This window comes from Pelagibacterium limicola (genome assembly GCF_015694405.1).
Lineage (GTDB): Bacteria > Pseudomonadota > Alphaproteobacteria > Rhizobiales > Devosiaceae > Pelagibacterium > Pelagibacterium limicola.
Genome location: NZ_JADQDB010000003.1, coordinates 397576 through 422856 on the forward strand (window position 1 = coordinate 397576; position 25281 = coordinate 422856).

23 protein-coding genes are annotated in these 25281 nt (G+C 62.3%); 13 read left to right on the forward strand and 10 right to left on the reverse strand.

Features of this window, described 5'->3' with window-relative positions; all coding sequences use genetic code 11:
- The first annotated feature begins 28 nt into the window (after positions 1 to 28).
- A complete protein-coding gene (locus I2G20_RS08050) occupies positions 29 to 964 on the forward strand; it encodes an AEC family transporter (RefSeq protein ID WP_196259174.1) in 936 nt (311 codons plus the stop codon).
- A gap of 16 nt (positions 965 to 980) precedes the next feature.
- On the opposite strand, the gene cfa is transcribed toward I2G20_RS08050, so the two are convergent.
- Positions 981 to 2096 (reverse strand): cyclopropane fatty acyl phospholipid synthase, encoded by a 1116-nt coding sequence (gene cfa, locus I2G20_RS08055; protein ID WP_196259175.1) that lies wholly within the window; start codon positions 2094 to 2096, stop codon positions 981 to 983.
- A gap of 78 nt (positions 2097 to 2174) precedes the next feature.
- The gene (locus I2G20_RS08060; protein WP_196259176.1) at positions 2175 to 2435 is read right to left on the reverse strand and encodes a hypothetical protein; all 261 of its coding nucleotides are present in this window, start codon (positions 2433 to 2435) and stop codon (positions 2175 to 2177) included.
- A 178-nt stretch (positions 2436 to 2613) separates the two neighbouring features.
- On the opposite strand from I2G20_RS08060, the gene I2G20_RS08065 reads away from it, so the two are divergent.
- The 9 genes from I2G20_RS08065 to I2G20_RS08105 all read left to right on the forward strand — a co-directional run bounded on the left by I2G20_RS08065 (position 2614) and on the right by I2G20_RS08105 (position 7798).
- Entirely contained in the window at positions 2614 to 2988 is a 375-nt protein-coding gene (locus I2G20_RS08065; protein ID WP_196259177.1) for a YciI family protein, read from the forward strand.
- Between the two features lie 20 nt (positions 2989 to 3008).
- Complete coding sequence (locus I2G20_RS08070; RefSeq protein ID WP_196259346.1) at positions 3009 to 4247, forward strand: RNA polymerase sigma factor; 1239 nt, start codon at positions 3009 to 3011, stop codon at positions 4245 to 4247.
- A 176-nt stretch (positions 4248 to 4423) separates the two neighbouring features.
- Complete coding sequence (locus tag I2G20_RS08075) at positions 4424 to 4759, forward strand: ArsR/SmtB family transcription factor (RefSeq protein WP_196259178.1); 336 nt, start codon at positions 4424 to 4426, stop codon at positions 4757 to 4759.
- Positions 4756 to 5214, forward strand: a complete 459-nt coding sequence (locus I2G20_RS08080; protein WP_196259179.1) for an SRPBCC family protein — start codon at positions 4756 to 4758, stop codon at positions 5212 to 5214. The genes I2G20_RS08075 and I2G20_RS08080 overlap by 4 nt, the downstream gene beginning before the upstream one ends.
- On the forward strand, positions 5211 to 5798 hold the full coding sequence (locus I2G20_RS08085; protein ID WP_196259180.1) for a glutathione S-transferase N-terminal domain-containing protein: 588 nt from the start codon (positions 5211 to 5213) through the stop codon (positions 5796 to 5798). Before I2G20_RS08080 ends, I2G20_RS08085 begins: the two co-directional genes overlap by 4 nt.
- A gap of 182 nt (positions 5799 to 5980) precedes the next feature.
- On the forward strand, positions 5981 to 6316 hold the full coding sequence (locus I2G20_RS08090; RefSeq protein ID WP_196259181.1) for an ArsR/SmtB family transcription factor: 336 nt from the start codon (positions 5981 to 5983) through the stop codon (positions 6314 to 6316).
- Positions 6313 to 6780, forward strand: a complete 468-nt coding sequence (locus I2G20_RS08095; protein WP_196259182.1) for an SRPBCC family protein — start codon at positions 6313 to 6315, stop codon at positions 6778 to 6780. The genes I2G20_RS08090 and I2G20_RS08095 overlap by 4 nt, the downstream gene beginning before the upstream one ends.
- Positions 6777 to 7232: an SRPBCC domain-containing protein gene (locus I2G20_RS08100; RefSeq protein ID WP_196259183.1), complete on the forward strand. Its 456-nt coding sequence runs from the start codon at positions 6777 to 6779 to the stop codon at positions 7230 to 7232. The genes I2G20_RS08095 and I2G20_RS08100 overlap by 4 nt, the downstream gene beginning before the upstream one ends.
- Positions 7232 to 7798 (forward strand): dihydrofolate reductase family protein, encoded by a 567-nt coding sequence (locus I2G20_RS08105; RefSeq protein ID WP_196259184.1) that lies wholly within the window; start codon positions 7232 to 7234, stop codon positions 7796 to 7798. Before I2G20_RS08100 ends, I2G20_RS08105 begins: the two co-directional genes overlap by 1 nt.
- Here the strand turns inward: I2G20_RS08105 and I2G20_RS08110 are convergent.
- The 4 genes from I2G20_RS08110 to I2G20_RS08125 form a co-directional block, all read right to left on the reverse strand.
- Positions 7795 to 9342 carry a bifunctional GNAT family N-acetyltransferase/carbon-nitrogen hydrolase family protein gene (locus tag I2G20_RS08110; protein ID WP_196259185.1) on the reverse strand — a complete coding sequence of 516 codons (1548 nt, stop codon included), beginning with the start codon at positions 9340 to 9342 and terminating at the stop codon, positions 7795 to 7797. The genes I2G20_RS08105 and I2G20_RS08110 overlap by 4 nt on opposite strands.
- Before the next feature lie 115 nt (positions 9343 to 9457).
- Positions 9458 to 10591 (reverse strand): PQQ-dependent sugar dehydrogenase, encoded by a 1134-nt coding sequence (locus tag I2G20_RS08115; RefSeq protein WP_246472931.1) that lies wholly within the window; start codon positions 10589 to 10591, stop codon positions 9458 to 9460.
- 199 nt (positions 10592 to 10790) lie between these two features.
- Positions 10791 to 11501, reverse strand: coding sequence for a D-lyxose/D-mannose family sugar isomerase (locus tag I2G20_RS08120; protein WP_196259187.1), 711 nt, complete (start codon positions 11499 to 11501; stop codon positions 10791 to 10793).
- A 24-nt stretch (positions 11502 to 11525) separates the two neighbouring features.
- Positions 11526 to 14003: a beta-mannosidase gene (locus I2G20_RS08125; RefSeq protein ID WP_196259188.1), complete on the reverse strand. Its 2478-nt coding sequence runs from the start codon at positions 14001 to 14003 to the stop codon at positions 11526 to 11528.
- A gap of 114 nt (positions 14004 to 14117) precedes the next feature.
- Between I2G20_RS08125 and I2G20_RS08130 the strand changes: the two genes are divergently transcribed.
- Both I2G20_RS08130 and I2G20_RS08135 read left to right on the forward strand, forming a co-directional pair.
- Positions 14118 to 14600 (forward strand): methyltransferase family protein, encoded by a 483-nt coding sequence (locus I2G20_RS08130; protein ID WP_196259189.1) that lies wholly within the window; start codon positions 14118 to 14120, stop codon positions 14598 to 14600.
- Positions 14601 to 14684: 84 nt separating this feature from the next.
- Positions 14685 to 15053: a DoxX family protein gene (locus tag I2G20_RS08135; protein WP_196259190.1), complete on the forward strand. Its 369-nt coding sequence runs from the start codon at positions 14685 to 14687 to the stop codon at positions 15051 to 15053.
- Between the two features lie 16 nt (positions 15054 to 15069).
- Here the strand turns inward: I2G20_RS08135 and I2G20_RS08140 are convergent, their stop codons facing one another.
- Positions 15070 to 16962 carry an ABC transporter ATP-binding protein gene (locus I2G20_RS08140; protein ID WP_196259191.1) on the reverse strand — a complete coding sequence of 631 codons (1893 nt, stop codon included), beginning with the start codon at positions 16960 to 16962 and terminating at the stop codon, positions 15070 to 15072.
- Between the two features lie 120 nt (positions 16963 to 17082).
- Entirely contained in the window at positions 17083 to 18948 is a 1866-nt protein-coding gene (locus tag I2G20_RS08145; protein ID WP_196259192.1) for an ABC transporter ATP-binding protein, read from the reverse strand.
- Between the two features lie 532 nt (positions 18949 to 19480).
- On the opposite strand from I2G20_RS08145, the gene I2G20_RS08150 reads away from it, so the two are divergent.
- A complete protein-coding gene (locus tag I2G20_RS08150) occupies positions 19481 to 20842 on the forward strand; it encodes a sensor histidine kinase (RefSeq protein WP_196259193.1) in 1362 nt (453 codons plus the stop codon).
- Positions 20843 to 20883: 41 nt separating this feature from the next.
- On the opposite strand, the gene I2G20_RS08155 is transcribed toward I2G20_RS08150, so the two are convergent.
- Positions 20884 to 23784 (reverse strand): bifunctional [glutamine synthetase] adenylyltransferase/[glutamine synthetase]-adenylyl-L-tyrosine phosphorylase, encoded by a 2901-nt coding sequence (locus I2G20_RS08155; RefSeq protein ID WP_196259194.1) that lies wholly within the window; start codon positions 23782 to 23784, stop codon positions 20884 to 20886.
- Positions 23785 to 23820: 36 nt separating this feature from the next.
- Positions 23821 to 25242, reverse strand: a complete 1422-nt coding sequence (locus tag I2G20_RS08160; protein WP_196259195.1) for a sensor histidine kinase — start codon at positions 25240 to 25242, stop codon at positions 23821 to 23823.
- Between the last annotated feature and the right edge of the window lie 39 nt (positions 25243 to 25281).

Below are 25281 nucleotides of genomic sequence, written 5' to 3' on the forward strand. Positions count from 1 at the left end.
GGCGTCGAAGGCGCGATAGAGAACGGCAATGCTCGCCCTTATCTTTTCCGCTCTTCTCCCTATCGCGCTCATCATCACCCTGGGGCATCTGCTCCGCCGTTTCGGGTTTCTGGGGGAAGCCTTCTGGCCGCAGGCCGAGCGGTTGGCCTATTTCGTGCTGCTGCCCCTGCTCTTTGCCCACGGGCTCTACAGGGCCGATCTGAGCGGCGTGCCGGTCGGCGCAATGATCGCCGGGCTTTCCGGACCGGCTGTCATCGGTACGCTCGTCATGCTCGTCGCCAACCGGGCGTTCCGGTTCGAAGGGCCGGTGCTGACCTCGGTCATCCAGGGCAGCATCCGGTTCAACAATTATGTCGGCGTTACTGCGGCGGTGGGGCTGCTGGGCGTTTCGGGTGCGGCGCTGGCGGCGGTCACCAACGCCATTCTGGTACCCACGGTCAATGTGCTCTGCGCGCTAGTGTTCGCGCGCTACGGCACCCGCCAGCCAACGGCGTTCGGCGTCGTCAAATCCATCGCACTCAATCCGCTCATTCTCGGCTGCGTGGCCGGAATCGTTCTGCGGCTGACGGGGATCGTGCTGCCGCAAGGGATTGAAGGGTTCATGCAGGCGATGGGTCAGGCGGCGCTGCCCATCGGGCTTTTGTGCGTCGGGGCGGCGCTGAACTGGGAAGCGCTTGGGCGGGGCATCCGCCCTGCCCTCGTCGCAACGGCAGGAAAATTTTTGCTGGTCCCCGCGATCACCGTCGCAATCTGCCTTGCCGTGGGCCTGAGCGGGCCGGCGGCGCTGGTCGTCTTCATGATCCAGTGCCTGCCTACCGCATCATCCTCCTACGTGATGGCGCGGCAGCTCGGCGGGGATGCGCCGCTGATGGCAGGGATCATCGCGTTCCAGACGGTGCTGGGCGCCGTTACGGTGCCGCTCGCGCTGCTGCTGGTCGCCCCGATGATCGGCGCGACCGTCTAGGCCGGGCCCGGCTGCCCTATCGGATGCTCAGATACCCGCCCGGCAGCCCATGCCGTGAGTAAACGATCTGCCAGAGCTGTATCCAGCGGGCGCGGAAGATCGCGGCACAGCTCAGGAGGTAATAGCGCCACATGCGATAGAACCGCTCGCCGTACTTGTCCCTGAGATCGGGCCAGGCGGCCTCGAAATTGGCGTGCCAGGCCATGAGGGTCTTGTCGTAGTCGGCACCGAAATTGTGCCAATCCTCCATGACCAGCAGCCCTTCGGAGGCGTCCGATATCTGGCGGGGAGAGGGCAGCATGCCATTGGGGAAGATGTATTTTTCCAGCCATGGATCGCCGTGCATCCTGCTGAGATTGCCGCCGATCGTGTGGAGCAGAAACAGCCCATCATCGGCCAGCAGATCGTTGACCTTGTTGAAGTACCGGCGGTAATTCTTGAACCCCACATGCTCGAACATGCCGACCGAGACGATGCGGTCGAACTCGCCATCGAGCGACATGTAGTCGATCAGCCGCGTCTCGATGGGCAGGTTGCCGCGCGTATCGTTGGCGTAAGCGGCCTGTTCCCTGGAAACCGTGATGCCGACGGCCTTAACGCCATAGCGCTCGGCGGCGAACTTGATGAGCCCGCCCCAGCCCGAGCCGATATCGAGCAGGCGCATCCCTTCCTTCAAGCCGATCTTGCGGCAGATGAGATCGAGCTTGGCCTCCTGCGCGTCCTCGAGATTGTCAGCATCGCGCCAGTACCCACATGAATAGACCATGCGCGGGTCGAGCATCCGCCCGTAAAGATCGTTGCCGCGATCGTAATGCTTTTCGGCCACTTCCCTTGGGTCGCTGCGCTGGCGGTTGAAGACGATACCCTTTAGGGTCGAGACGGCGAGCGCCAGATCGAGCTTGATCTTGCTCTGCACGTCGTTCACCAGCACGCGATGGATGAACTGGTCGACCGCCTCGGCATCCCACCAACCATCCATATAGGCTTCGCCCAGTCCCAGCGAACCTTGCGTCATGATGCGCCGGTAGAGGCGTTCGTCATGCACCTGGATATCCCAGGGCCTACTTCCGTTGACCTCGACCCCGCATTGGGCGAGCAGGTCAATAATGAAATTCTTGAAACGCTCTGACATGGCCAACCCGGACACCACCACCCCGGCAACCCAAAACACTATTACAATTTGATTTTCCGCCGTTTGTCCAGACGGGGCCTAAACCCAGTCCGACGTACCATCGTCGAGTGGGGTCGAGCCGCCATCCTCGTCTTCGACAGCTTCAAGCAGATCGACGAGCTCGGCCACCACGCCGGTAGGCATATGTGCCCCTTCGTTGACCCGTGCTTCGTCCGAATGGAGCCACGACAATGCCTGCGCAAGTTCGACGGGGCTGGCATCGGTGCGGACGATTTCTGCCGCCAGTTGATTGTCGACCGGCCCCAGCAGCTTTTCGATTTCGCTTCGGTTCATCGCCATTTCTGGGTCTCCCCTCGTTGGATTGCGCCGGAAGTAATAATGCGGAACGCCAGCCAGTCGTTCCGCGACGGTAGATTTTATGCGGCCGGAAAGGCAAAGTCGCCGCCGTGAAAAAACTCGCCGATGCTGTCGGCGGGGCAGAACACTGAACGTCTTATGCATGTGCGAGGAGCGAACCATGCTTTATGCCATTCTTTGCTACAACGACGAAGCCGAAGTCGCCGCCTGGTCCAAGGACTATGACGACAAGGTGATGGGCGACCTGATTGCCGTGCAACGGCCGATGGCCGAGAAAGGCAAGCTCGGCCCGGTCGCCAGGCTCCTCCCCACGACGGCAGCAACGACCATCCGCAAGACAGCCGGCGAGCCGCTGGTGCTCGATGGCCCGTTTGCCGAAACCAAGGAACAGTTCCTCGGCTTTTACGTGGTCGATTGCGAGAATCTCGAAGAGGTCGTGCAGTTCGTGCGCGAGCTCTGCGCAGTAAATCCGGGTTCGGGGTCCTACGAGATCCGCCCAGTGGGCTTTTTCAACCAAGGGACGAAATCAGCGTGAGCGAAGTCGATAGCGAATGGATGGGGCTGACATTGACCGGTGCGCGTCCGCGCGCCGTGGCGGCCCTTTATCGCTACTTCAGGGATATCGATCTTGCCGAGGAAGCGTTCCAGGAGGCGTGCCTCAAGGCGCTCAAATCCTGGCCACGCAACGGGCCGCCGCGCGATCCGGCAGCGTGGCTCATTCTCGTGGGTCGGAACACGGGCATCGACACGCTGCGTCGCCGCGCAAAGCAGACCGAATTGCCCGACGAGGACAAGCTTTCGGATACGGAAGACCAGGAAGCAAGGGTCGTAGAACAGCTCGACGATTCCCACTACCGCGACGACATCCTGCGCCTGCTGTTTGTCTGCTGCCATCCCGACCTGCCGGCGACCCAGCAGATCGCGCTGGCGCTCAGGATCGTTTCGGGGCTCTCGGTCAAGCAGATCGCACGCGCCTTTCTGGTGGGGGAGGCGGCGATGGAGCAGCGCATCACGCGCGCCAAGCGGCGGATTGCCGAAGCGGGCGTGGCATTCGATACGCCGGACGCCCTCGAGCGCTCCGAGCGGCTCGGCGTCGTTGCGGCGATGATCTATCTGGTTTTCAACGAAGGCTACTCGACGGCCAGCGAAAACCAGCGCGAGCGGCAATCGCTCTCGGGCGAAGCGATCCGGCTGGCGCGGCTGCTGCTGGGGCTGTTTCCGGCCGAGCCGGAAATCATGGGGCTTCTGGCGCTCATGCTGCTCCAGGAGTCACGCGCGGCGGCGCGGTTCGATGCCGAGGGTGATGTGGTGCTGCTCGACGATCAGGACCGGGCACTTTGGGACCGCACGAAGATCTCCGAAGGGCTAGCGCTGCTCGACAAGGCCATCCGGCACAACCGGCCGGGCGTCTATCAGGTACAGGCCGCCATTGCGGCTACCCATGCCCGCGCGGTACGGCCCGAAGACACCGATTGGCGCGGTATCGAACTGCTTTATCGAACCCTCGAACAGATGCAGCCCTCCCCCGTCGTGACGCTCAACCGCGCCGTGGCGGTGAGCAAGGTCGAGGGGGCCGAGGCTGCGCTGAAGATGGTCGACCCGCTTGCAGCCCAACTCGATGGCTATTTCCATTTTCACGGGCTGCGCGGCTGGCTGCTGATGGAGCTTGGCCGGGACGGCGAGGCGCGCACGGCCTTCGACCGGGCCATTGCGCTGGCCAATACGACTGCCGAAGCGACGCACATCCGGCAGCATCTGGACACGCTTTCGCGGCGGCAGACCCGGGCTTCATAGTACCGCGAGTTGAAAAATCTATTCAGGTTGCTCCGCATCTGAATCCGCGTTTGCACGTAACTTACTGTTCTTAAATATAATTTCACCACATGTGCGCTTCCGGCGAACCGGCGTTGACATTTCACGCAAACGAATCTATTTAACCGATAAGATAATTAACCTATCGGTAAATAAATATGACCCAGGATCACCTGAGTGTGACGTTATCGGCACTCGCCGACCCCACCCGGCGCGCAATTCTGACGCGGCTCAGTGCCGGGGAAGCGAGCGTCAATGAACTTGCGGAACCGTTCGCGATGACGCTGCCTGCGATATCCAAGCACCTCAAGGTTCTCGAGCGTGCGGGACTTATCTCTAGGAGCCGGACGGCACAGTGGCGGCCTTGCCGACTGGAGGCCGCGCCCATGCGCGGCGTCGCCGACTGGATCGAAAACTATCGTCGCTTCTGGGATGGCAGCCTCGATCATCTCGACGACTACCTCAGCGAAATCCAGAAAGGAGAAAAGTCATGAACGCAATGGCTCCTCAAACGCGTCCGGAACTGACGATCCGGCGCAAGTTTTCAGCCCCGCGCGGACTTGTATTCCGGGCTTGGACGGATCCCGATCAGCTCAAACTCTGGTGCTGCCCGACCGGGTTCACTATTCCCCATTCTGAAGCCGACATCCGCATAGGGGGTGACTATCGCAGTTGTATGCGGTCACCGGAGGGCGACGAGTATTGGACAGGCGGCACGTATCTCGAAATCGTGCCGGACGAGAAAGTTGTCTTCACCCATAGCTGGCTCGATGACGCCGGGCAGAAGACGCACGACACGACGGTTACCGTCACCCTGACAGACGCCGAGGGTGGCGGCACGTCGCTTACTCTTCACCAATCGTTCTTCCTCAGCGAATCCGCCCGGGACGGCCACGAGGAAGGCTGGAACAGCACGCTCGACGCGCTATCGGAGTACCTCGCAAAATGAAGCTCTATTACAATCGCGGGGCATGCAGCCTCGCGGACCATATTGTACTGGTTGAAGCGGGAATCGATGTCGACCTGATCCATGTCGATCTCACTAACCGGCTAACCGAGCATGGTGACAATTTCGCCGAGGTGAACCCGAAGGGCTATGTCCCTACGCTGGTGTTCGATGACGGCGCAGTGCTGACCGAAAATGTCGCTATCATGGATTGGGTGAGCGCACAGGCCCCGCAACTGGTGCCACCCGGCCCGCTGGGGCGGCAGCGCAATCTCGAAATGCTGGCTTTTCTGGCGACCGAGGTGCACAGGCCGTTCATGCGGTCAATGTTTTCTCCCGCAGATGCGGAAAAGGACGCGGCAAAGGATGCGATCGTCTCGCGGCTCTCCCTGATCGCTGACGAGATGGATGCCGACTATGTGTTCGGAGACACATTCAGCGCCGCAGATGCCCTGCTCTATGTGATGGTGCGCTGGGCGCGGGATTTCGGGCTCAACCCGCCCGCGAGGCTGCTCGACTTCGCGCAACGCGTTGAGGCGAGGCCTGGTGTGAAGGAAGCCCTGAGGCGCGAAGGCCTGGCCGCCTGATCTTCCGGACCTCGCAATTCGATTCAACCGCATCGACCAGCGAATCCGCTATCACGGTTAAGTACCTGAATAAATGCACTAAAATTTTGCGCTCCCCGGGCAGGCTCCTGGGGGCGTGAGATTTTGACGCCAATAGTTAAGCATCGGCTTGACTATCTACTCTCCGCTTGATACTTAAGGGAATGCTTAACCAATCAGAACAGCTCGATCACATGTTCCAGGCGCTGGCGGACCCTGTCCGCCGGGGCATGCTGGAGCGGCTGACCGGCGGCCCCGCTTCGGTCAGCGAGCTTGCCAGGCCTTTGCCGATGTCCCTGCCCGCCGTGATGCAGCATCTGGCGGTGCTGGAAAACGCGGGACTGGTACGGACCCAGAAGTTGGGCCGGGTACGGACATGCCAGATCGAACCCGAGGCACTGAGCATGGCCGAACAGTGGATCAACGACCGCCGCACGCTTTGGAGCCGCAGGCTCGATGCGCTGGGCGAATTGCTGGCAGACAAGGGAGAGTCAACATGAGCGTTACACACGGAACCTTCACTTTGGAGCGGACCTATCCGGTTTCCCCGGAGCGCGTTTTCAGCGCGTGGTCGGATCCAAAGCAGATCGAAATCTGGGCTGCACCATCCGACGGCTGGGTATTCGAAAACGAAACGTTCGATTTCACAATCGGCGGCACCGATCTGAGCCGGTTCGGGCCCAAGGGCGAGGAACCGTTCGTGTCGCTGGCGCGGTTTGACGATATCGTCCCCAACAGCCGGATCGTTACCGCCTATTCCATCGCAAAAGGCACGACGCGGATCTCGTCGTCGGTGACCACTGTCGAACTGATCCCCGATGAGCGTGGCACGGTGCTTCGCCTCACCGAGCAAGGCGCATATTTCGACGGGCACGACAATCCCCAGACACGGCGGGGCGGCGTCCTTTATCAGCTCGACCAGCTCGAGGCCTACTTTGCCCCGGAGGTCGCCGACGCAAAATGAGTACCCTGACCCACGGCGCATTCAATCTCGAACGCACCTATCGCGCCAGCCCAGAGCGCGTTTTCAAGGCATTGTCGGATACGGAATCCCGCTCGCGCTGGGGCGCGCCGAGTGCTGACGAGGCGCTGGTCTTTGACAATTCCGACTTCCGTGTTGGCGGGCTCGAGATCAGCCATTGCGGGCCCAAGGACAACCTCATGTTCCGGGTTGAAGCGCACTATCTCGCCATCGAGCCGCAAAAATTCATCGTGTTCAGCGAGAACGTGTCGGGACCGGGAGGGGCTCTGTCCTCCTCGCTGATCAGTTTCGCGCTTTCCCCTGTCGGGGAAGGCACGCGACTGGAGGTGTCGGCACAGATCGTGTCCTATGTCGGAGACGAAATGGTGCGCGGCAACCTTAACGGCCTGACGACGGCGTTGCGCAATCTGCAGGGCGAATTGGGGGAAATCTGATGCCGGAACGCAAGATCATCTACTCCATGCAGATGTCGCTCGATGGTTATATCGAGGACACCGAGGGGAGCATCGGGTTCACCAATCCTCCCGACGAATTGCACCGGCATTTCAACGAACGCGAAGCCGCGATCGATACGCATATCTATGGGCGGCGGCTCTATGAAATCATGAACGACTATTGGCCCGGCGCAGCCGCGGATCCCGCCGCATCCCCTGTAACGCTCGACTATGCGCGCATATGGAACAGCAAGGAAAAGCTTGTCTTTTCGCGCACGCTGACTTCTGTAGAGGGACGCGCGCGGCTCGCGACGCGGGATATTGCCACAGAGGTTGCCGAGCTTAAGGCAAAGCCAGGCAAGGACATGAGCCTCGGCGGCGCGACACTGGCGCGCGACTTCATCGCGCTGGGGCTGGTCGATGAATTCGAGGTGACCATCTATCCCACCCTGCTCGGCGGGGGCAAACCGATGTTCGGGGATTTTACCCGCGAGACAAAATTGCGTCTCATCGAGCACAGACACTTTGACGGCGGCTATATGTTCCTGCGGTACGCGGCGGTCTAGCCCCCGTCCTTCCACCTCACTCGGTAGAGGTCGAAGCGCCGGTCGCGCAGGTTGCGGACGGCGCCTTGGGCGCGGGCCCATTGTAGGGTGGAGACGTTGAGATCGGCGACGACGACCATTTCGACATTCTCGCTCGCTTCGGCAGCAATGCCGTCGCGGGCGAAGGGCATGTCCGAGGGCGTCAGGATGGCCGAATGGGCGTAGTTGATGTCGAGATTATCGACATTGGCGAGATTGCCCGTAATGCCCGAGGTCACGACATAGCATTGGTTCTCGATGGTGCGGGCGTGGGCGCAATAGCGCACGCGCAGATGCCCCTGCCGCGTGTCGGTGCAGTAAGGCACGAACATGATGCGGGCGCCTTGATCCGCGAGGCGGCGGGCCACTTCGGGGAACTCTGAGTCATAGCAGATCATCACCCCGATCGGGCCGCAGTCTGTGTCGATCACGTCCACGGTGTCGCCGCCCACGATGCCCCAATAGTCGCGCTCGTCCGGCGTGGGATGGATTTTTTCCTGCGCGTGGATCGTGCCGTCGCGCAGGAAGACATAGCAGACGTTCTGGATGTCCTCGTCTTCCGTTTCCGTGGGGTGGGAACCGCCGATGATGTTGATGTTCCAGCCCAGGGCCATCTTCTGCATCCGCTCGAGGAATTCGGGCGTAAACTCGGTCAACCGCACCACCGCCTCATGGGGCGGGCGCTCAGGCTCGCTCGACAGCAGCATCAGGGTGAAAAGTTCGGGAAAGACGATGAAGTCCGACCCGTAGTCGGCGGCGACTTCCACGAAATACTGCACATAGGCGAAGAATTCGTCGGAATTGGCCACCCGGCGCGCTTCCATCTGAACGGTCGTGACGCGTACGGTTTCCTTGGAGCGCTGGTGGGCCGGGCGCTGTTCGTCCTCGGGGTCGTAGCGCGGATTGCGCCAGACCATGAGCGCGGCGTGTCCTCCGGACGCCTTGTCGTCCGGATGATAGTTACGCAGCAGCATTTCCGGCTCGTAGCCGAGCTTCATCTGGAAAGCCGCTACGGGATCGCGCACTTCGCGCTCCTTGACCGCCTTGAAATAATCCCGCGCGCGGGGATAGTCCTTCTTGTTGCGGCGATAGCCCGGGAGGCGGCCGCCAAAGGCGATCCCCTTGAGCCACAGTTCGTCGCAGAGCCGGCTGCGCGCCTCGTAAAGGCGCTTGCCGATGCGGGCGCGCTGGCGGCCGGGATCGACGCACACTTCCACGCCATAGAGCCATTCGCCCTTGGCGTTGTGCATCGAGCCGTAACCGGCGCCGGTGATGTCCTCCCAGGTATGCTGGCGGAAGATGGATTTTTCGGCCAGCTGGAGAGTGGCGGCGTAGCCGACGATTTCGCCGTCATAAACAGCGACGAACTGGCCCTCTGGAAAAGCGTTGATTTGGCCCCTGATCATACCCGGCTCGTAGGGCCCCTCTTCGGGATAAACCCGCTGGGTCAGCCTGATGATTGCGGGAATATCGCGGATGCGAGCATTGCGGATCTCGAGGACCGGCTTGGAAGGCAGCTTGGACAAGAAGGAGGGCTCCGGTGCAAATGGCAACTCATTTGCGCCTTTATACAGCAAGGACTGCGTGCGGCGGAAATTGGATCGCCCCCTGCGCCGTATTGGCCGGCGCAGGGGGACTACATTACTCGGCGCTCAAACGCAGAACCTGTCCTTCGGTTTCATCGGTCAACAAATAAAGCGCGCCATCCGGTCCCTGTACGACGTCGCGGATGCGATAGGGCAGGTTGTCGAAGAGGAATTCATCGCCCAGCACGGTTTCCCCATCCATGTCGATGCGGATGAGGTTGGTTCCCGCCAGCGCCCCCATGAAGGCGTCGCCCTGCCAGTCGGGGAACATGTCGCCGGTGTAGAAGGCGAGGCCAGAAGGGGCCGGGGATGGCGTCCAGGACCGCTCTGCCGCGATGAGATCGTCGGGGAGATCCGTGGGGGGGTCAATCGGCGCCCCGGAATATTCGGTCCCTTCGGTCACGAGCGGCCAGCCGTAATTGCCGCCGGCCTCGATCCGGTTGAACTCGTCCCCGCCCCGCGGGCCGTGATCGACGACCCAAAGCTGCCCGGTTTCGGGGTGCAGCGCGGCGCCCTGCATGTTGCGATGTCCATAGCTCCAGATTTCGGGCAGCGCGCCTTCGGTGTCGAGGAAGGGATTGTCGTCCGGCACTGTGCCATCGGGCAGGATGCGGATCACCTTGCCGAGATGGGAATCGAGATCCTGGGCCTGGTCGCGGAACTGCGCATCCGACCGCTCGCCTGTCGTGATGAAAAGGTAGCCGTCGTTATCGAAGACGAGGCGGGAGCCGTAGTGCATGGTCGATGGCAGCTTGGGCTGTTGCGAGAAAATGACCTCGACATCGGAAAGCGCGGACAGGTCCTCGTTCAGCACGCCGCGCGCTACGGCAGTCGAGTTGGTCCCGTCCGGTCCCGGTTCCGCGAAGCTGAGGTAGACGTAGCGGTTGGAGTCGAAATCGGGGTCGAGGGCGATGCCGAGCAGGCCGCCCTGATCGCGTGCATCGACTTCGGGGACGCCCTCGATGGGATCGGAAAGCGCACCGTCCTCATCGATATGGCGCAACGCGCCACCCCTTTCCGTGACCAGCGCACCGCCATCCGGCAGGAAAACGAGGCCCCAAGGGTGTTGCAGCCCCTCGACATAGGGCTCGACCGTTACCGGGCCGTACTCTGTTTCAAAGGTCTGAGCGAATGCGGGCGTCGCGAGCATGGTGGTCGCCAAGGCAGCGGCGACGAGGTGGCGGGGCATGAGCATCTCCTGTGTTCCGGGTTGCTTGGGCAATGACCGGATCGGAGAAGTGTTCCCCAGGGTGTTCCCGAAACGTGGGAGGGGCGATCACGATTGGTTCAGTGGCAACAAAGACGGGAACCAAGCCCTTTGTCCCGCTCCGTTGCACCTTCTCCCAGGCAGGGAGAAGGCCGGAGGCGACGGGCCGGCGATGCGACGCTCAGTAACCCGAACCGCCGCCGATCCCGAACCATTTGGGATAATCGGACACCAGAAGGTGGATCGGCTCCTGGTCCTCTTCGATTTCAGAGAACCGGCCGATGGGGTCGAGAAAGGTATTGTCGGTACGGTCGTCGTTGACGGTGGAGACTTCGCCGATCAGCACGTCGCCGCCCTCCCCCCAGAATTTGTGCCAGTTGCCCGGAAGCAGGGTTACGCTTTCGCCGGGATTGAGCTCGAGGATACCGCCGGCGGGAAGGACGCGGCGGATACCGTCGGTGAAGACTTCGACATCGCTCTCCATGTCGATGCCGGTGCCCGTGCCGTCGTCATTATGGAGCTGGAGCGCAAGCCGCGCGCCGCCGCGGTTGATGATGTCCTCGGCCTTGATCGTATGCCGGTGCATGGGGGAAATCTGGTCGCGGCGCGAGATCATGATCTTTTCCGCATAGAGCATCCCCGTGCCCTTCGTGAGGTCCGCGGCGTCGCCATTGCGGACGGTAAAGAGAAACAGGCCCAGATTGTCGAAATCGCCCTGCCCGTAATCGGTCACGTCCCAGCCGAGACCTGCCTTGAGAATGTTGTCGATATCGGCCCGCCGCTCCTTCATCTCGGACGGCGACCAATACGCGAAAGGCGGCATGATATAACCGAAGGAGCGAATGAACGCGTCGGCTTCGAGGATGATTTCGTTTACGCGGGAGCGTTTCATGCGCGATCCTTTACACAATCCGAGTCAATAGGTCCGGGCCAGATGGTTGATCTTCAATGACGTCTTCAGATCATCCAGAGCGGGTGCCGCGCCTTTCCGGGGACTATAGCTAAGCCGCGCCGTCTGACCGGGCAACAGGGTGATGCAGTTGTCCGAGAAATATCCCGGACTATCTACATGAGCGGTAACGAAAAAGGCGGGTTTATCGGCCGAGAGGGAGAGAACGGGGACACCGTTTTCCTCGCTCCATACCGCGCTTACCCGAGCGTCGGGCAGGTCGTAATACTTGTAGGCGCGGGGGAAGAAATCGTTGTGCCCCAGGAGATTGCCTTCGTCATCGCGCCATTCGAGGAAGAGAAACTCACCCTCCCCCACGACTTTAAGTGGAAGGCGAACCAGTTCAGAGGCTGATTCAAGTCCGAGGGAAACATCGAGTCTTTTCAGTTCCTTGGTCGCGCCGGTGAGGCTGACCAGCGTGATGAGCAGGCTGACATCGCGCGGAGACGGGCCGTCGTTCATGGCCTTGACGACGATCTCATCACCTTCGGGGATGGCGACCACGCTGACGGGATTGAAGAAACGTTTTGCAAGGTAATGGAGCAGCTTCCACTGCCCGCCATAATCGAGGCTCGACCAGCTTGCCACGGGCCAGATGTCATTAATCTGCCAGTAGAGCGTGCCCATGCAGCGCGGCTTGGTGGAGCGCCAGAATTCGATGGCCGTCTTGATGGCGAGGCCCTGCTGGATCTGGGAGAGGAACACCATCTCCTCGAACCCCTTGGGGAAGCGGAAATAGCGGCACATGGTTTCAAGGATGCGGGCGTTGCCGCCATCGTTGCGCTGGTGGGTTTCCATGACCGGCGAGGACGGGTTGCGGTCCTTTGGATCGGTGAATGTCTCGATGACGTTCATCGACGTGAAGGACTGGAAGCCGAACTCGGAGGCAAAACGGGGCTTCACCGTACGGTAATGCTCGAAGGTTTTTGCCGAATGCCAGACGTCCCAGAAATGCATGTCGCCGCGCGTGTCGATGTGCCACCCATCGGCAAAGTCCATGTAGCCGAGCGAGGGCGAGGACGGCCAGAAGCGGCGCTGGGGATCTTCGTCGGCGACGATATTTGCGAGCAGGTTCGAGAGGCGGTCGTAATTGGCAAGGTGCCGGTCGCGGTTCTCGCGGGTTTCGGGATACCAGTTGAGCGATCCGATCACCTCGTTGTCGCCGCACCAGATGGCAATCGAGGCGTGGTGTGAGAGGCGGCGGACCTGTTGGGTGATCTCGGTTTCCACATCGGCCAGAAAGGCCCGGTCCGAGGGGTAAGGCATGCACGAGAACATGAAATCGTGCCAGATGAGCAGGCCCAGCTCATCGCACATGTCATAGAACCAGTCCGGCTCATATTGCCCGCCGCCCCAGACGCGCAGCATGTTGTAGTTTGCCGCCTTGGCGCTTTCGAGCAGGTCTCGCACGGCTTCGGGCGTGATGCGCGAGGGAATGGCGTCGGCGGGGATCCAGTTGGCGCCCATCGTCGTGATGTCGCGCCCGTTGATCCGGCACTTGAAGGAATGATCGATCTCGTCCTTTTCGATGATCCATTCGAGCTTGCGGAGGCCCACTTTCCGGGTGGTGACTTCCCCGTCCAGATCGGTGACGAGATCGTAGAGCGGCTGCCCGCCCTGCCCTGACGGCCACCAGATTTTGGGGTTGTCGATAGTGAGAGTGTGGGTAAAGAGGTTCTCGCCTTTTTGCACCGCTACGCGCCCGCCAATCGTCTGGCCATCGATGGTATGGATCAGCGAAACCTCACCGGATTCAAAGGCATGAACCCGCGTCTTGAGCGTCAGAGTCACCTCGCCGTTTTCGTGGCGCTGATCTGCCTGCACGCTTTCGGTGCGCGCAAGGCGCACCCGGCGCAGCGCCATACGGCCATAGATACCGACCGGCATCAGGCAGATGCCCCAGTCCCAGCCCGCGTGGCAGGCGGTCTTGCGGACGAAATTGAGGTGCGCGACCTTCTGGTTCATCGCTGCATAGGGAATGGCGAACGGGTGCGCATCGGCGCGGGCCTTGGCGACATCGGGTACGGCGGCGAAATCGATCCGCAGCGTATTGGCCCCTGCACGCACCTTGCCGGTGACGTCGATATCGTAGCGGATGAACTGGTTCTGCGTTTGGGCGATCACCTCGCCGTTGAGCGAGACCGTGGCGATGCAATCGACGTCCGAGAGGGTCAGGGTGATGTAACCCCTGGCAAACTCGGATGGCACCTCGAAGCTGCGCTCGACCGACCATGGGGTCTTATAGACCCAGGCCACCGCGTCCTCGTTCTGGCCGAAATAGGGATCGGGGATTTCCCCGGCGTCCAGCAGCGCGGTGTGAACGTCTCCGGGCAGGGCGATTTCGCCCCTGTAGCCCCGTTCGGGCGTCGAAAGGGAAAACCACCCCGCGAGATCGAAATTGCTGTAATCGATTGCAGACACAGCCCGATCGTCGGCGATGGCCATCGCGATTCCTCCCTATCTGAAATTGAGAGGCGGCTGCCGGACGGCACCGCTCTTGAACCTTTTCTACTTTAGTTCCATCTGCGGATAAATTGGAAAGTGAAGCGGGAGGGCATCATGACCGAAATCCAGAACGACAATCCGGGGCTTCCCCACATACCACCGACCTATCCGGTGGCTTTCCTGCTCCTGGCGATATTTCTTGAATTCCTCGTGCCGATCCGGTTCCTCGCCGCGCCGGCCGTGCTTGCGATCCAGACGCTGGCGGGCGTTCTGCTGGTCTTGGCGGGCCTCACGCTCGATATCTGGGCTTTCCGGCTGTTCAAGGCCGCGGGCACCAACCCCGAGCCTTTCAAGCCGACCACGGCCATCGTCGTTGACGGGCCCTACAGAATGACGCGCAACCCGATGTATGTCGGCTTTCTGCTGCTGTTCACGGGCATCGGACTGGTCTTTGCCCTCGAATGGACACTCATCCTCGTGCCCCTGCTTTGGCTGACCCTCGACCGCGTGGTGGTGCGGCGCGAGGAAGCGTATCTCACCGCCAAGTTCGGGGCGGCCTATACCGATTTCCTCGCGCGGACGCGGCGCTGGATTTAAAATACACCTCCAAGTGTCGGGCCTATGAAAACTCCGACGTCGTATGGCTATCGGCGCCAAGTGGGCGCTTGGCTGGAGGTAAAAATGATCATTGCGGGTTGGGTTATGTCGGGCCTCTTGGCCCTGTTCATGCTGGGGGCTTCGGCGGCGCCGAAACTGATGGGGTCGAGCCTCGCGCTAGAGCCGTTAGAGATCGTCGGATGGCCCGCCAAATACGTGCTGCTGATCGGACTGATCGAGGTCGCGACGATCGTGCTGTTTCTGATCCCGCGGACGGCGCTGCTGGGCGCGGTTCTGTTCACCGCCCTCCTGGGGGCGGCACTAGCGGCAAACCTTCGCGTCGACAACCCGCTGTTCAGCCATACGCTATTCAGCGTTTACCTCGGCGTTTTCGCCTGGGTGGCGCTGTGGCTGCGGGAGCCCAGAATCCGGGACGTGTTCCCCCTCACCTGAGGACGGCCGTTCAACCCTAAACCGTTTCTCCGTCCGCCTCCGCACCGATGAACCCGCCTGACTGGCGAGTCCAGAGTTGGGCGTAGCGGCCATCGAGTGCGAGCAATTGGGCATGGGTGCCCTGTTCGACAATGCGGCCGCGGTCGAGGATGACGAGGCGGTCCATTGCTGCGATGGTCGAGAGTCGGTGGGCGATGGCAATCACGGTCTTGCCTTCCATCAGGCGCCCGAGCTGGCTCTGGATCGCCGCTTCGACTTCGCTGTCGAGGGCTGAGGTGGCTTCGTCGAGGACGAGGATCGGCGCGTTCTTGAGGATGGCGCGGGCAATCGCGATGCGCTGACGCTGGCCACCCGAGAGTTTCACGCCGCGCTCGCCGACCTGGGCCTTGTAGCCCTTGCGGCCGCGATGGTCGGCCAGTTCCATGATGAAGTCGTGCGCCTCGGCCTGCCTGGCAGCCGCGACCATTTCGTCCAGGCTGGCATCGGGCTTGCCGAACAGGATGTTGTCGGCAATCGAGCGGTTGAGAAGCGCGGTATCCTGCGTCACGACGCCGATGCTGGCGCGCAGGGACTCCTGGGTCACCTTCGCTATGTCCTGACCGTCGATCAGGATACGCCCGCTCTCGAGATCGTAGAAGCGCAGCAGCAGGTTGACGAGGGTCGACTTGCCCGCACCTGAATGGCCCACAAGGCCGATCTTTTCCCCCGGTGCGATATCGAGGCTGACATTCTCGATCACGCTGCGCGTGCGTCCGTAGTGGAAACGCACGTCCTCGAACCGGATCGCAGCGTCGGTTACCTTGAGTGGCGCGGCATCGGGGGCGTCTGTGATCTCGATCGGCTGGGCGACGGTTTCCATCGCATTCTGGATGATCCCGAAATGGCGCATCAGGCCGTTGAGCTGGCCCATCAGGCGGCCCAGCATCATGTTGAGCCGCAAGATGAGGCTCAGCGCGAAGGCCACCGCGCCCACGCTGATCGCGCCCTCCGCCCAAAGGTGGATCGAGAGCACACCGAAGGCGGTCACCATGACGGCGGACAACAGGCCAAGCGAGGCGCGAGCGCCCGTGACCATGCGCGAGAGGCGAGTCGAGGAGAAAAGGAACCGCTCGAACCCGTCGCGGACGTACCGGTCGTTATCGTCGGCGGTGCCGAACAGGCGGATGGTCTGTATGTTGGAAAAGCTGTCGGTCACGCGCCCGTTGAGGTTCGAGGCGGCCTCGGCGTTGTCGGCGGCGCGCTGGCGCATGCGGGGCACGAAATACCAGGCGAGCAAGGCAAAGACGGTGATCCAGACAAGGATCAGCACCACCATGCGCCAATCGAGCTGGGCAAAAAGGAAGATGGTCGTGCCCGTATAGATCAGCATGAACCAGAAGACCTGCAGCACCCCGGCGACAAAATCGTTGAGCGAGCCCGAAACCTGGCTGACCTTGGTCACCAACCGCCCGGAGAAGTCGTCGGAGAAAAAGCGCATCGACTGCTGGGACACATAGCCGTAGGCCTGCCAGCGAACCATGGAGACAAAGCCGCGCCCGATGGTCTGTTCCTCGACCAATGCATTGAAGGCAGGCACGATGAAGCGGCCCACGATCACGACGCCAAGCATTGCCGCCAGTTCGGGCCCATGCCGGGCGATGAGCCCCGGCCAGCCCTGCCCGCTCATGCCGCTGTCGAGGATGTCGACCAGCCGGCCCATGTAGAAAAAGAACAGCGCCTCAAAGAGCGCGACCAGCCCGCCGGTCACCATCACGAGCAGATAGGGGCCCTTGGCCTGGCTCACATAATGCCAGAGAAAGGCCCATATCGTGGGCGGGGGTTGGAGGTTTTCGCGCGGGCGGAACGGATCGATCCAGGTTTCGAAAATGCGCGATATCCAGAGGGCGGGATTCCGGGTTTGGCTACTCATGCGCAGAATATGCCCTCCATGGGACCAGACTTCAAACGCAGGCCTTTGGGCCCCCTCTCCCGCCTAGCGTGGAGGGAGAGGGAGCCCTGACCGTCTCGATAGCCCATTCCGGCGTCACCGTTATTCCGCTGCGGCCTCATCGAGGTCCACATCGATGAACCCGCCGGACTGCCGGGCCCAAAGCCGGGCATAGGTGCCGCCGGTCTCGATGAGCTGGGCATGGGTCCCCTGCTCCACCACGCGGCCCTCCTCGAGGACGATCAGCCGGTCCATCGCAGCGATGGTCGAGAGCCGGTGGGCGATGGCGATCACAGTCTTGCCTTCCATCAGCCGGTTGAGCTGGCTCTGGATCGCCGCCTCGACCTCGGAATCGAGCGCCGAGGTGGCTTCATCGAGAACGAGGATCGGTGCATCCTTGAGCAGGACGCGGGCGATGGCGATGCGCTGGCGCTGACCGCCCGAGAGCTTGACGCCGCGTTCGCCGACATGGGCGTCATAGCCCTTGCGACCCTTGGCGTCGGCCAGCCCCAGGATGAAGTCATGCGCCTCGGCCTGCCGGGCAGCGGCGATCATCTCCTCGTCGGAGGCATCCGGACGGCCATACTTTATGTTGTCGCGGACCGAACGGTGCAGGAGCGAAGTGTCCTGCGTCACGACGCCGATATTGGCGCGCAGGGTATCCTGGGCGACCGTGGCGACGTCCACGCCGTCGATGAGGATCTGGCCGCTCTGGCGATCGTAAAAGCGCAGGAGCAGATTGACGATGGTCGATTTGCCCGCGCCCGAACGCCCGACGAGGCCGATCTTTTCGCCAGGAGGGATCGTGAGATTGAGGCCCTCGATGACGCGCGTGGACCCGGCATCGCCCTTCTTGCCATAGTTGAAGGCAACGTCCTTGAACTCGATCCCGCCAACAGCCCGGCCCATACGGGGCGCATTGGGCTCGTCGGCGACCACGCGGGGCAGCGAAAGCGAATTGATGCCATCCCGCACCGTGCCGATGTTCTCGAACAGCGCCGACATTTCCCACATGATCCACTGGCTCATGCCATGGAAGCGCAGGACGATTGCCGCCGCGGCGGCCACCGCGCCGGCTGTCACGAGGTTATCGAGCCACAGCCATATGCCGATGAAGCCCACAGCGAAAAGCAGCAAGGAATTGAGCACCGTGATGCCCATGTTGAGGATCGTGACGATCCGCATCTGGCGATAGACGGTGCCGAGGAACTCGTCCATCGACTCGCGGGCATAGCTTTCCTCGCGGCTCGAGTGCGAGAAGAGTTTGACCGTCGCGATGTTGGTATAGCTGTCGACGATCCGCCCGGTCATCATCGAGCGCGCATCGGCCTGCATTTCAGAAATCTTGCCCAGCTTGGGCACGTAGTACCAGAGCAGCAGGATGTAGGCCGCGACCCACACAAGGAATGGGATGGCGAGCAGCCAGTCGTTCATTGCCGCGAGAATGACCGCGCCGATGAAATAGACGATGACGTAGTTGAGCACGTCCAGGAGCTTCATCACCGTCTCACGGACGGCGAGCGCAGTTTGCATCACCTTGGTGGCGATGCGTCCGGCAAACTCGTCCTGGAAATAGGTCATCGACTGGCGGATGAGATACCGGTGCGCCATCCATCGAATGCGTTGCGGGAAATTGCCCAGCAGCGTCTGATGAATGATGAGGTTCGAGAACAGTACCAGCAGAGGCAGGACGATGAGCACGAACACGCTCATCCACATAAGCCCCGCGCCTTCTTCGGCCAGAAACGTCTCACGGTCGGCGCTCGACAGCCAGTCGATGACGTTGCCGAGAAATGCGAACAGCGCAATTTCGGCGAGGGCAATCGCGGTCGTGAGCATGGCCATGCCCGCGAGAGGCCATTTGACCCCGTCCATATAATGCAAACAGAAGGCAAGCAGGCCCTTGGGCGGCTGCGCGGGGTCGCGCGGCGGATAAGGGTCAAGACGCTTTTCAAACCAGCCAAACATGGTAGTCACCAAACGGGAAAGACGGCAAAGCCCACACGCGCTTCCCACAATCGCGTGCAGGGACAATCGGCTTTGATAATTAAACAAGCGACTACTTGATAAATTTATTCGTGCTATTGGTCAAGCAGCGCCGCTACAAGAACGTTCGGGATCCAATTCGGGCCCGGACGGAGTCGATGCAGCCGAACAGAATATCACCAGTTCGTGATTGGCGATGTAACCCGGACGCTACAGTTCGCGATTATTCCCGTCCCAGCGAATCATGCGGCTGGCAAATCCACTTCCAATCAATATCCGGACGTCTGTGGAAAGATTTTTCTCGAGGGCTAAGTGACTCTCGCGACTCACGATTTCACTGTCGCTCACCGCGACGGAAAAAATTGCCTATGGACAAGAGTCTACGTGCCGATTCAAGCTCTTAGCAATCAATGAACGGTTCGGGGGCGCCCGCTTCGAAAGCGGGTGACGTGGCATGGATTCGACGGAGACATCCGGCGTAGGCGCTAAGGGATTCGGCTCAGCGGCAACCGCTTTGGAACCTACACGACAGCCAGGCTACCTCCTCGACGATCTTTCCCCCGCCCTTCCCACCCTCGCGATTTCCGTCCTGGCAGGCTTGTTTCTCCTTACCCTTTACGACGCTCAATTGGATCGCGTGGCGCCCGAGATCGCATTGCGCAATGGCGGACTGCTTGCACTGGCGCTGATCGTAACATTCGCCGCGAGACTCATGCGTCCGGCAGCACCTGCGGCGCGGAGCGATCTGGAGCCGGCATTCGAAGCGGTGCCATACGGACTGGCCCGCTGGTCTGACACCGGGCGATTGATCGCCGCCAATCCGGCGTTCCAATCGCTTCTCCGGCTCGAAGACCGGTGTGCCAAGCGCGGCATTTCCTATGCCGCCGTTTCCAAAAGCCTCGCCGGCCGGATCGAAGCCCTTCCGGTGCTCGATGAGAGCCGCCAGCGGGTTGTGGAGATCGAACGCGAGGATGGCACGACGCTGCTTCTCGATGAGCGCCCTCTTCCCGAAGGCGGGTTCGTGACCATCGTCACCGACATTACCCAGCGCAAGTCAGCCGACCGCATGCTGGCCGCCATCCGCGAGGAACAGCATACGCTGGCCCAAAAATATCACGAGGAAAAGATCCGCGCCGAGGCAGCCAGCCGGGCAAAGACGGCGTTCCTCGCCCACCTCTCCCACGATATCCGCACCCCCCTCAACCACATCATCGGCTTTACCGACCTCATCGGCATGGAGACCTACGGTCCACTGGGCGATGCGCGGTACAACACCTATCTGCGCGACATCCGGCAGGCGGGCGAACGGCTGCTCAAGCGGTTCTCGGACATTCTGGAATTTGCCGAACTCGAAGGCGGGCACCGCGTCCTGAAATGCGAGCCCGTCCCTCTCGACGATCTAGTGGCGAACACCGCCGCACGGTTTTCCGGACGCGCGACCCGGGCGGGCGTGCATCTCGACGTGCAGACCCATGCCTGCGGCTATTTGGCGGGGGATCGGCAATCCCTGGGGCGGATGCTCGACAACGTCGTCGATAACGCCATCCGCTATACGCCGCGCGGCGGCGAAATCCGGCTCGCGGTGTGGTCGGCGGATGACGGTGTCGTTCTCGAGATTTCCGACACAGGCAAGGGCATGGCCGAAGATCAGCTTTCCGCGCTCACCCAGCCCTTCGCCGTGTCCGATGCTGGCTGCGCAAGGCATCATGACGGCGTCGGTCTGGGAATTGCAATTTCCCGGGCGATTGCCGAGGCGAGCGGCGGGCGGCTGGTGATCGACTCCCAGCTCGAGAGCGGAACGACGGTCGCGATCTCGCTCCCGGCTGCACAAGGGCTACCGGCGGTGTGGGACGTCACGCAGGCGCAGGCCGCTTAGCACCGGATATCCAGGCCCTTCGCAAACGCCGCACATCGGCGTCAGGAGGGGCTGGCCCGCATCTTGCCGTAAAACGCCGCCGCCGCCGCGCTCACCTCCTTACGCATCGCCTCGATGTCGGTTTCCAGCAACGCAAATGACGGATAGTGCGTGCGCCGCGCAAGGAGGTCGCGGAACGCGTTGGTCCAGCCTTCATCCTTGAGCGGGTCGAGGAGACACGCGCTCATCAGCTCGAGGATGGAGGAATAGACGCCATGGATTTCGGCCAGCCGCTCGCCTTGCGGCAGGAGGCCGGTTTCCGCCAGACGGAACAGGACGCGGGCGGGCGGGGCCTGCGGGGCGTCGATTGTCGAGCCATTCAGCAGCTGCGCGGTCTGGGCGATGAATTCGAGATCGACGAGGCCGCCGTCGTGCAACTTGAGGTCGAAGGTGTGCCGTGGGGGACGTTCGCGGGCCATCAGGGCCCGCATTTCGAGCACGTCCGCGATGATCTTTTCCCGGTCGCGCGGCAGGTCCATCACCATTTCGATTTCCGCCGCGATGGCCTCGGTCAGCCCCTCATCGGCCAGCGTCACGCGGGCGCGGGTAAGGGCTAGGTGCTCCCATGTCCAGGCTTCCTCGCGCTGGTAGGCGCGGAAGCGTTTCAGGCTGGTGGCAAGCGGGCCGGCATTGCCCGATGGGCGCAGGCGCATGTCCACCTCGTAGAGCACGCCTTCCGCCGTGGGCGCGGAAAGCGCGGCAAGGAACCGCTGCGTCAGCCGCGTGAAATAGGTCGTAGGGTCCAACAGGCGTTCGCCATCCGAACCCGTCGAGCCTTCGGGCACGTCGTAAAGCAGGATGAAGTCGAGATCCGATGTCGCGGTCATTTCGCGGCTGGCCATCTTGCCGAAGCCGAGAACGCCGACCTGTGCGCCAGGAATGATGCCGTGCCGTGCAGCGAAGGCTTCGCGGACCGAGGAAAAAAGCCGCGCCATCAACGTTTCGGCTAGGGCCGTGAACTGGCGGCCCGCCTGCTCGGCGCTCAGCGCGCCGCCGACAAGCCCGGCGGCGAGAAGAAATTTCTGTTCCGAACCCACGATGCGCGCCCGGTCGATGAGATCCTCATAGCTGCGCGCATCGGCCAGGAAGGCGTCGACACTGGCGACGAGCCGCTCGTGGACGCCGACCTCCCCGGCAAAGGCCGGATCGATCAGCCCGTCGACGACATGGGCGCGATGGATGACCGCTTCGGCCAGCCGGGGCGCCGAGGCCATGAAATCGATGAGCAGGCTGCGGAGATCTTCATGCGTACGCAAAAGCGCGAAGAGCTGAACCCCCGCAGGCAGGCGGGAAAGGAAATTGTCAAAGCGGGTGAAAGCCCCGTCGGCATTGCCCGTTTCGGCAATCGAGCGCAAAAGCGCGGGCATCAGTTCGGTCAGATGCTCGCGGGCCTTGGCCGCGCGGGTCGCCGCATAGCCGCCATAGTGCCATTTGCGGATGGTGGCGGAAACGGCAGCCGGATCGGAAAAGCCGAGGCCCGCCAGCGTCTCGAGCGTTCCCGGGTCGTCGTCCGAACCGGTGAAGACGAGGTTCCCCAATTCCCCGGCAAGGGACTCCCCTTCCGAGAAGAGGCCCGCATAGTCGTCGGCTACGCGCACAAGGGTCGCACGGTAGTCGCTCTCGAACGCATCGGCGTCCTCGTAGCCCATCAGGTGGGCGATCTCGCCGATGGCCTCGGGGGTTTCAGGAAGGGTGTGGGTCTGTTCGTCGCGCAGCATCTGCAGGCGGTTTTCCGCCGCGCGCAGGAACCAGTAGCTCTCGGCCAGCGCGCGCGCCGTGGTGCCATCGATCCAGCGGCCTTCGACGAGCGCCTGCAACGCATCGACCGTGGGCCTTACCCGCAGGTGTGGGTCGCGCCCCCCAGCGATCAGTTGCTGGGTCTGGACGAAAAATTCGATCTCCCGGATGCCGCCGCGTCCGAGCTTGACGTTGTGGCCCGCCACGCGCATGCCGCCGACATTGCGGTGCACGTTGATCTGCCGCTTCATGGCCTGGATGTCGGCAATCGTCGCAAAGTCGAGATGCTTGCGCCAGATAAAGGGCGCGAGCTCCTTCAAAAACTGTTCGCCTGCCCCGATATCGCCCGCGCAGGCTCGGGCCTTGATCCAGGCCGCGCGCTCCCAGTTCTGCCCGCGGCTTTCATAATAGCTCAATGCGGCATCGATGGAGATGGCGACGGGCGTCGAGCCGGGGTCGGGGCGCAGCCGGATATCGGTGCGGAAGACGTAACCGTCCACGGTCCGCTCCTGAAGTATCGCCACCAGCCGCCTTACGATGCGGACATAGAACTTGTTGTGGTCCGCGCCCTCGGGCAGCACGGCGAGAAGCGGATCGTAAAAGACAACGATGTCGATGTCTGACGAATAGTTGAGTTCGCGCCCGCCGTGCTTGCCGAGCGCAAAGACGGTAAGGCCTGAGGACTCTGCCGAAGCGCGTTCGGCGGGCATGGCAAGGTCGCCCCGCGCCGCCGCCTCGCGCATGAGAAAATCGAGCGCCGCGCCGATGGCCGCATCGGCAATGTCGGACATGGCGCGGGTGGTCTCGCGCGCGGTCCACACCTTGCCGATCTCGGTCACCGCCGAAAGCAGCGCGCCGCGTGCCTTGCCGATGCGCAGCCGGGCCATGAGCGCGGGCTCGTCTGCGCATTCGGTGCCAGCGGCGCGCATATCGGCGAGGGTGGCAGCCATGGTTTCTTTGGGATCTGCAGCAAGGGCCGCGCCGAACCATTCCGCGTGACGGAGCGCGAGATCGCGGAGATAGGGCGCGGTTTCAAAAATCGGACCGAGCGTCGCGGCGGCGCTGCGGATCGGTTCTGCCGAAGGGGCGGCGGCGATGATGTCATCGAGGGCAGCCGAATGGGCGTCGCCGCCCGGGAGCGGCTGAAGGAGAGCAGCCAAATTCATAGCATGTTCCCGGTTTTCGTCACGAACAGATCGGCTTTACCGTGCCGCAAACCGGATAACGGCTTTCGCACCGGGCGCGTTGTCCTCGAAATGTACCGTCCCGCCATGGAGGCGAACGACTGCCGAGACCAGTGAAAGCCCAAGCCCGGCACCGGGTTCGGTGCGGCTGGATTCGAGCCGCGCGAAACGCTCGAAGACGCGCTGGCGGTCGGCTGGCGGAATGCCCGGGCCGGTATCGGCAACTTCAATGACAATGTCTCCAGCCTCCCGCTTTGCCGAAAGGGTCACGGTGCCACCGCCGCCCTCGCTTTCAGCACCATACTTTATGGCGTTTTCGACAAGGTTCACAAGGGCTTGGCCAATGAGCTCGCGGTTGGCCCGCATGGTGATCGCCGGGGCCACGTCCGCTGTGAGCGTAATCCCTGCGTCTTCGGCGACCGGGGCATAGAGCTCGGCGACGTCGGCTACGACCTCGCTGATGTCGGTCTCCGACAGCGCGCCGGTCGGCGTACCGGCCTCCGCGCGGGCGATGAGCAGCAGCGCGTTGAAGGTGCGGATGAGCTGGTCGCTTTCGGCAATCGTCGTTTCAAGCGCGAGGCGCTGGGCCTCGGGGCTGGCGTTCTCCCGCAGCGCCACCTCGGCCCTGTTGCGCAGCCTGGTCAACGGGGTCTTGAGATCGTGCGCGACGTTGTCGGTCACTTCCTTGAGCCCTGTCATCAGCTGCTCGATCCGGTCGAGCATCAGGTTGAGGTGTGTGGCCATGGAATCGAATTCGTCATTCCGGCCAGTCACCGGAATGCGCTCGGAGAGGTCGCCGGACATGATCTTGCGCGAGGTGCCGGTGATGCCGTCGATCCGGCGAAGCACGTAGCGCGCGGTCACCCCTCCCGCGACGACCGAGAGCAACACGATGGCGACCGAGCCCCAGAGGAACGTCGTAAACGCGATGCCCGTAAAACTGCGGCGTTCCCCCACATCGCGCCCGACGACGAGCACGAGCCCGTTGGGGAGCGTCAGCGATTCGACTATGGCGGTACCCACGGTCATCGGGAGTTCGTCGGGCTCGCCGTAGATTTCCAGCCCGCGCTCATAGTTGAGTTCGTAACGGCCCGGTTCGACGAGCACCGCGGGGGGAAGGTCGGTGACGTTGCCGGCGAGCATGGCACCCGTCGGATCGCCCAGATAGTAGATGCCCGGCCCCGGCCGGTCGGCCAATCGCTGGATGGCGAAGACGATGGTCCGCATGTTGGCCTGCTGGGAGAGCAGCCGGATCTGGGTGACCTCGCGCTCTATCGCGCCAATCTGCTGGCGCTGGATCTGCACCGAGGTCTGGTAGGCCAGGAACCCCAGGAGGACGATGGCGAAGCCGACGAAAAAGGTGATGAAGAGGGCCGTGAGACGCACGGTCGTCGTGCGCCAGAGGCTGCCGGCAGTGGAAGCGGCATGTGGGATAGTCATGAGTCGACTCCCCGCTGCGGGCACCGCTTCCGCGGCAGG

Coding starts and splice junctions, on each gene's coding strand:
- I2G20_RS08050 (WP_196259174.1), top strand. CDS start 29: ATGCTCGCCCTTATCTTTTCCGCTCTTCTCCCTATCGCGCTCATCATC.
- cfa (WP_196259175.1), bottom strand. CDS start 2,096: ATGTCAGAGCGTTTCAAGAATTTCATTATTGACCTGCTCGCCCAATGC.
- I2G20_RS08060 (WP_196259176.1), bottom strand. CDS start 2,435: ATGGCGATGAACCGAAGCGAAATCGAAAAGCTGCTGGGGCCGGTCGAC.
- I2G20_RS08065 (WP_196259177.1), top strand. CDS start 2,614: ATGCTTTATGCCATTCTTTGCTACAACGACGAAGCCGAAGTCGCCGCC.
- I2G20_RS08070 (WP_196259346.1), top strand. CDS start 3,009: ATGGGGCTGACATTGACCGGTGCGCGTCCGCGCGCCGTGGCGGCCCTT.
- I2G20_RS08075 (WP_196259178.1), top strand. CDS start 4,424: ATGACCCAGGATCACCTGAGTGTGACGTTATCGGCACTCGCCGACCCC.
- I2G20_RS08080 (WP_196259179.1), top strand. CDS start 4,756: ATGAACGCAATGGCTCCTCAAACGCGTCCGGAACTGACGATCCGGCGC.
- I2G20_RS08085 (WP_196259180.1), top strand. CDS start 5,211: ATGAAGCTCTATTACAATCGCGGGGCATGCAGCCTCGCGGACCATATT.
- I2G20_RS08090 (WP_196259181.1), top strand. CDS start 5,981: ATGCTTAACCAATCAGAACAGCTCGATCACATGTTCCAGGCGCTGGCG.
- I2G20_RS08095 (WP_196259182.1), top strand. CDS start 6,313: ATGAGCGTTACACACGGAACCTTCACTTTGGAGCGGACCTATCCGGTT.
- I2G20_RS08100 (WP_196259183.1), top strand. CDS start 6,777: ATGAGTACCCTGACCCACGGCGCATTCAATCTCGAACGCACCTATCGC.
- I2G20_RS08105 (WP_196259184.1), top strand. CDS start 7,232: ATGCCGGAACGCAAGATCATCTACTCCATGCAGATGTCGCTCGATGGT.
- I2G20_RS08115 (WP_246472931.1), bottom strand. CDS start 10,591: ATGCCCCGCCACCTCGTCGCCGCTGCCTTGGCGACCACCATGCTCGCG.
- I2G20_RS08120 (WP_196259187.1), bottom strand. CDS start 11,501: ATGAAACGCTCCCGCGTAAACGAAATCATCCTCGAAGCCGACGCGTTC.
- I2G20_RS08125 (WP_196259188.1), bottom strand. CDS start 14,003: ATGGCCATCGCCGACGATCGGGCTGTGTCTGCAATCGATTACAGCAAT.
- I2G20_RS08130 (WP_196259189.1), top strand. CDS start 14,118: ATGACCGAAATCCAGAACGACAATCCGGGGCTTCCCCACATACCACCG.
- I2G20_RS08135 (WP_196259190.1), top strand. CDS start 14,685: ATGATCATTGCGGGTTGGGTTATGTCGGGCCTCTTGGCCCTGTTCATG.
- I2G20_RS08140 (WP_196259191.1), bottom strand. CDS start 16,962: ATGAGTAGCCAAACCCGGAATCCCGCCCTCTGGATATCGCGCATTTTC.
- I2G20_RS08145 (WP_196259192.1), bottom strand. CDS start 18,948: ATGTTTGGCTGGTTTGAAAAGCGTCTTGACCCTTATCCGCCGCGCGAC.
- I2G20_RS08155 (WP_196259194.1), bottom strand. CDS start 23,784: ATGAATTTGGCTGCTCTCCTTCAGCCGCTCCCGGGCGGCGACGCCCAT.
- I2G20_RS08160 (WP_196259195.1), bottom strand. CDS start 25,242: ATGACTATCCCACATGCCGCTTCCACTGCCGGCAGCCTCTGGCGCACG.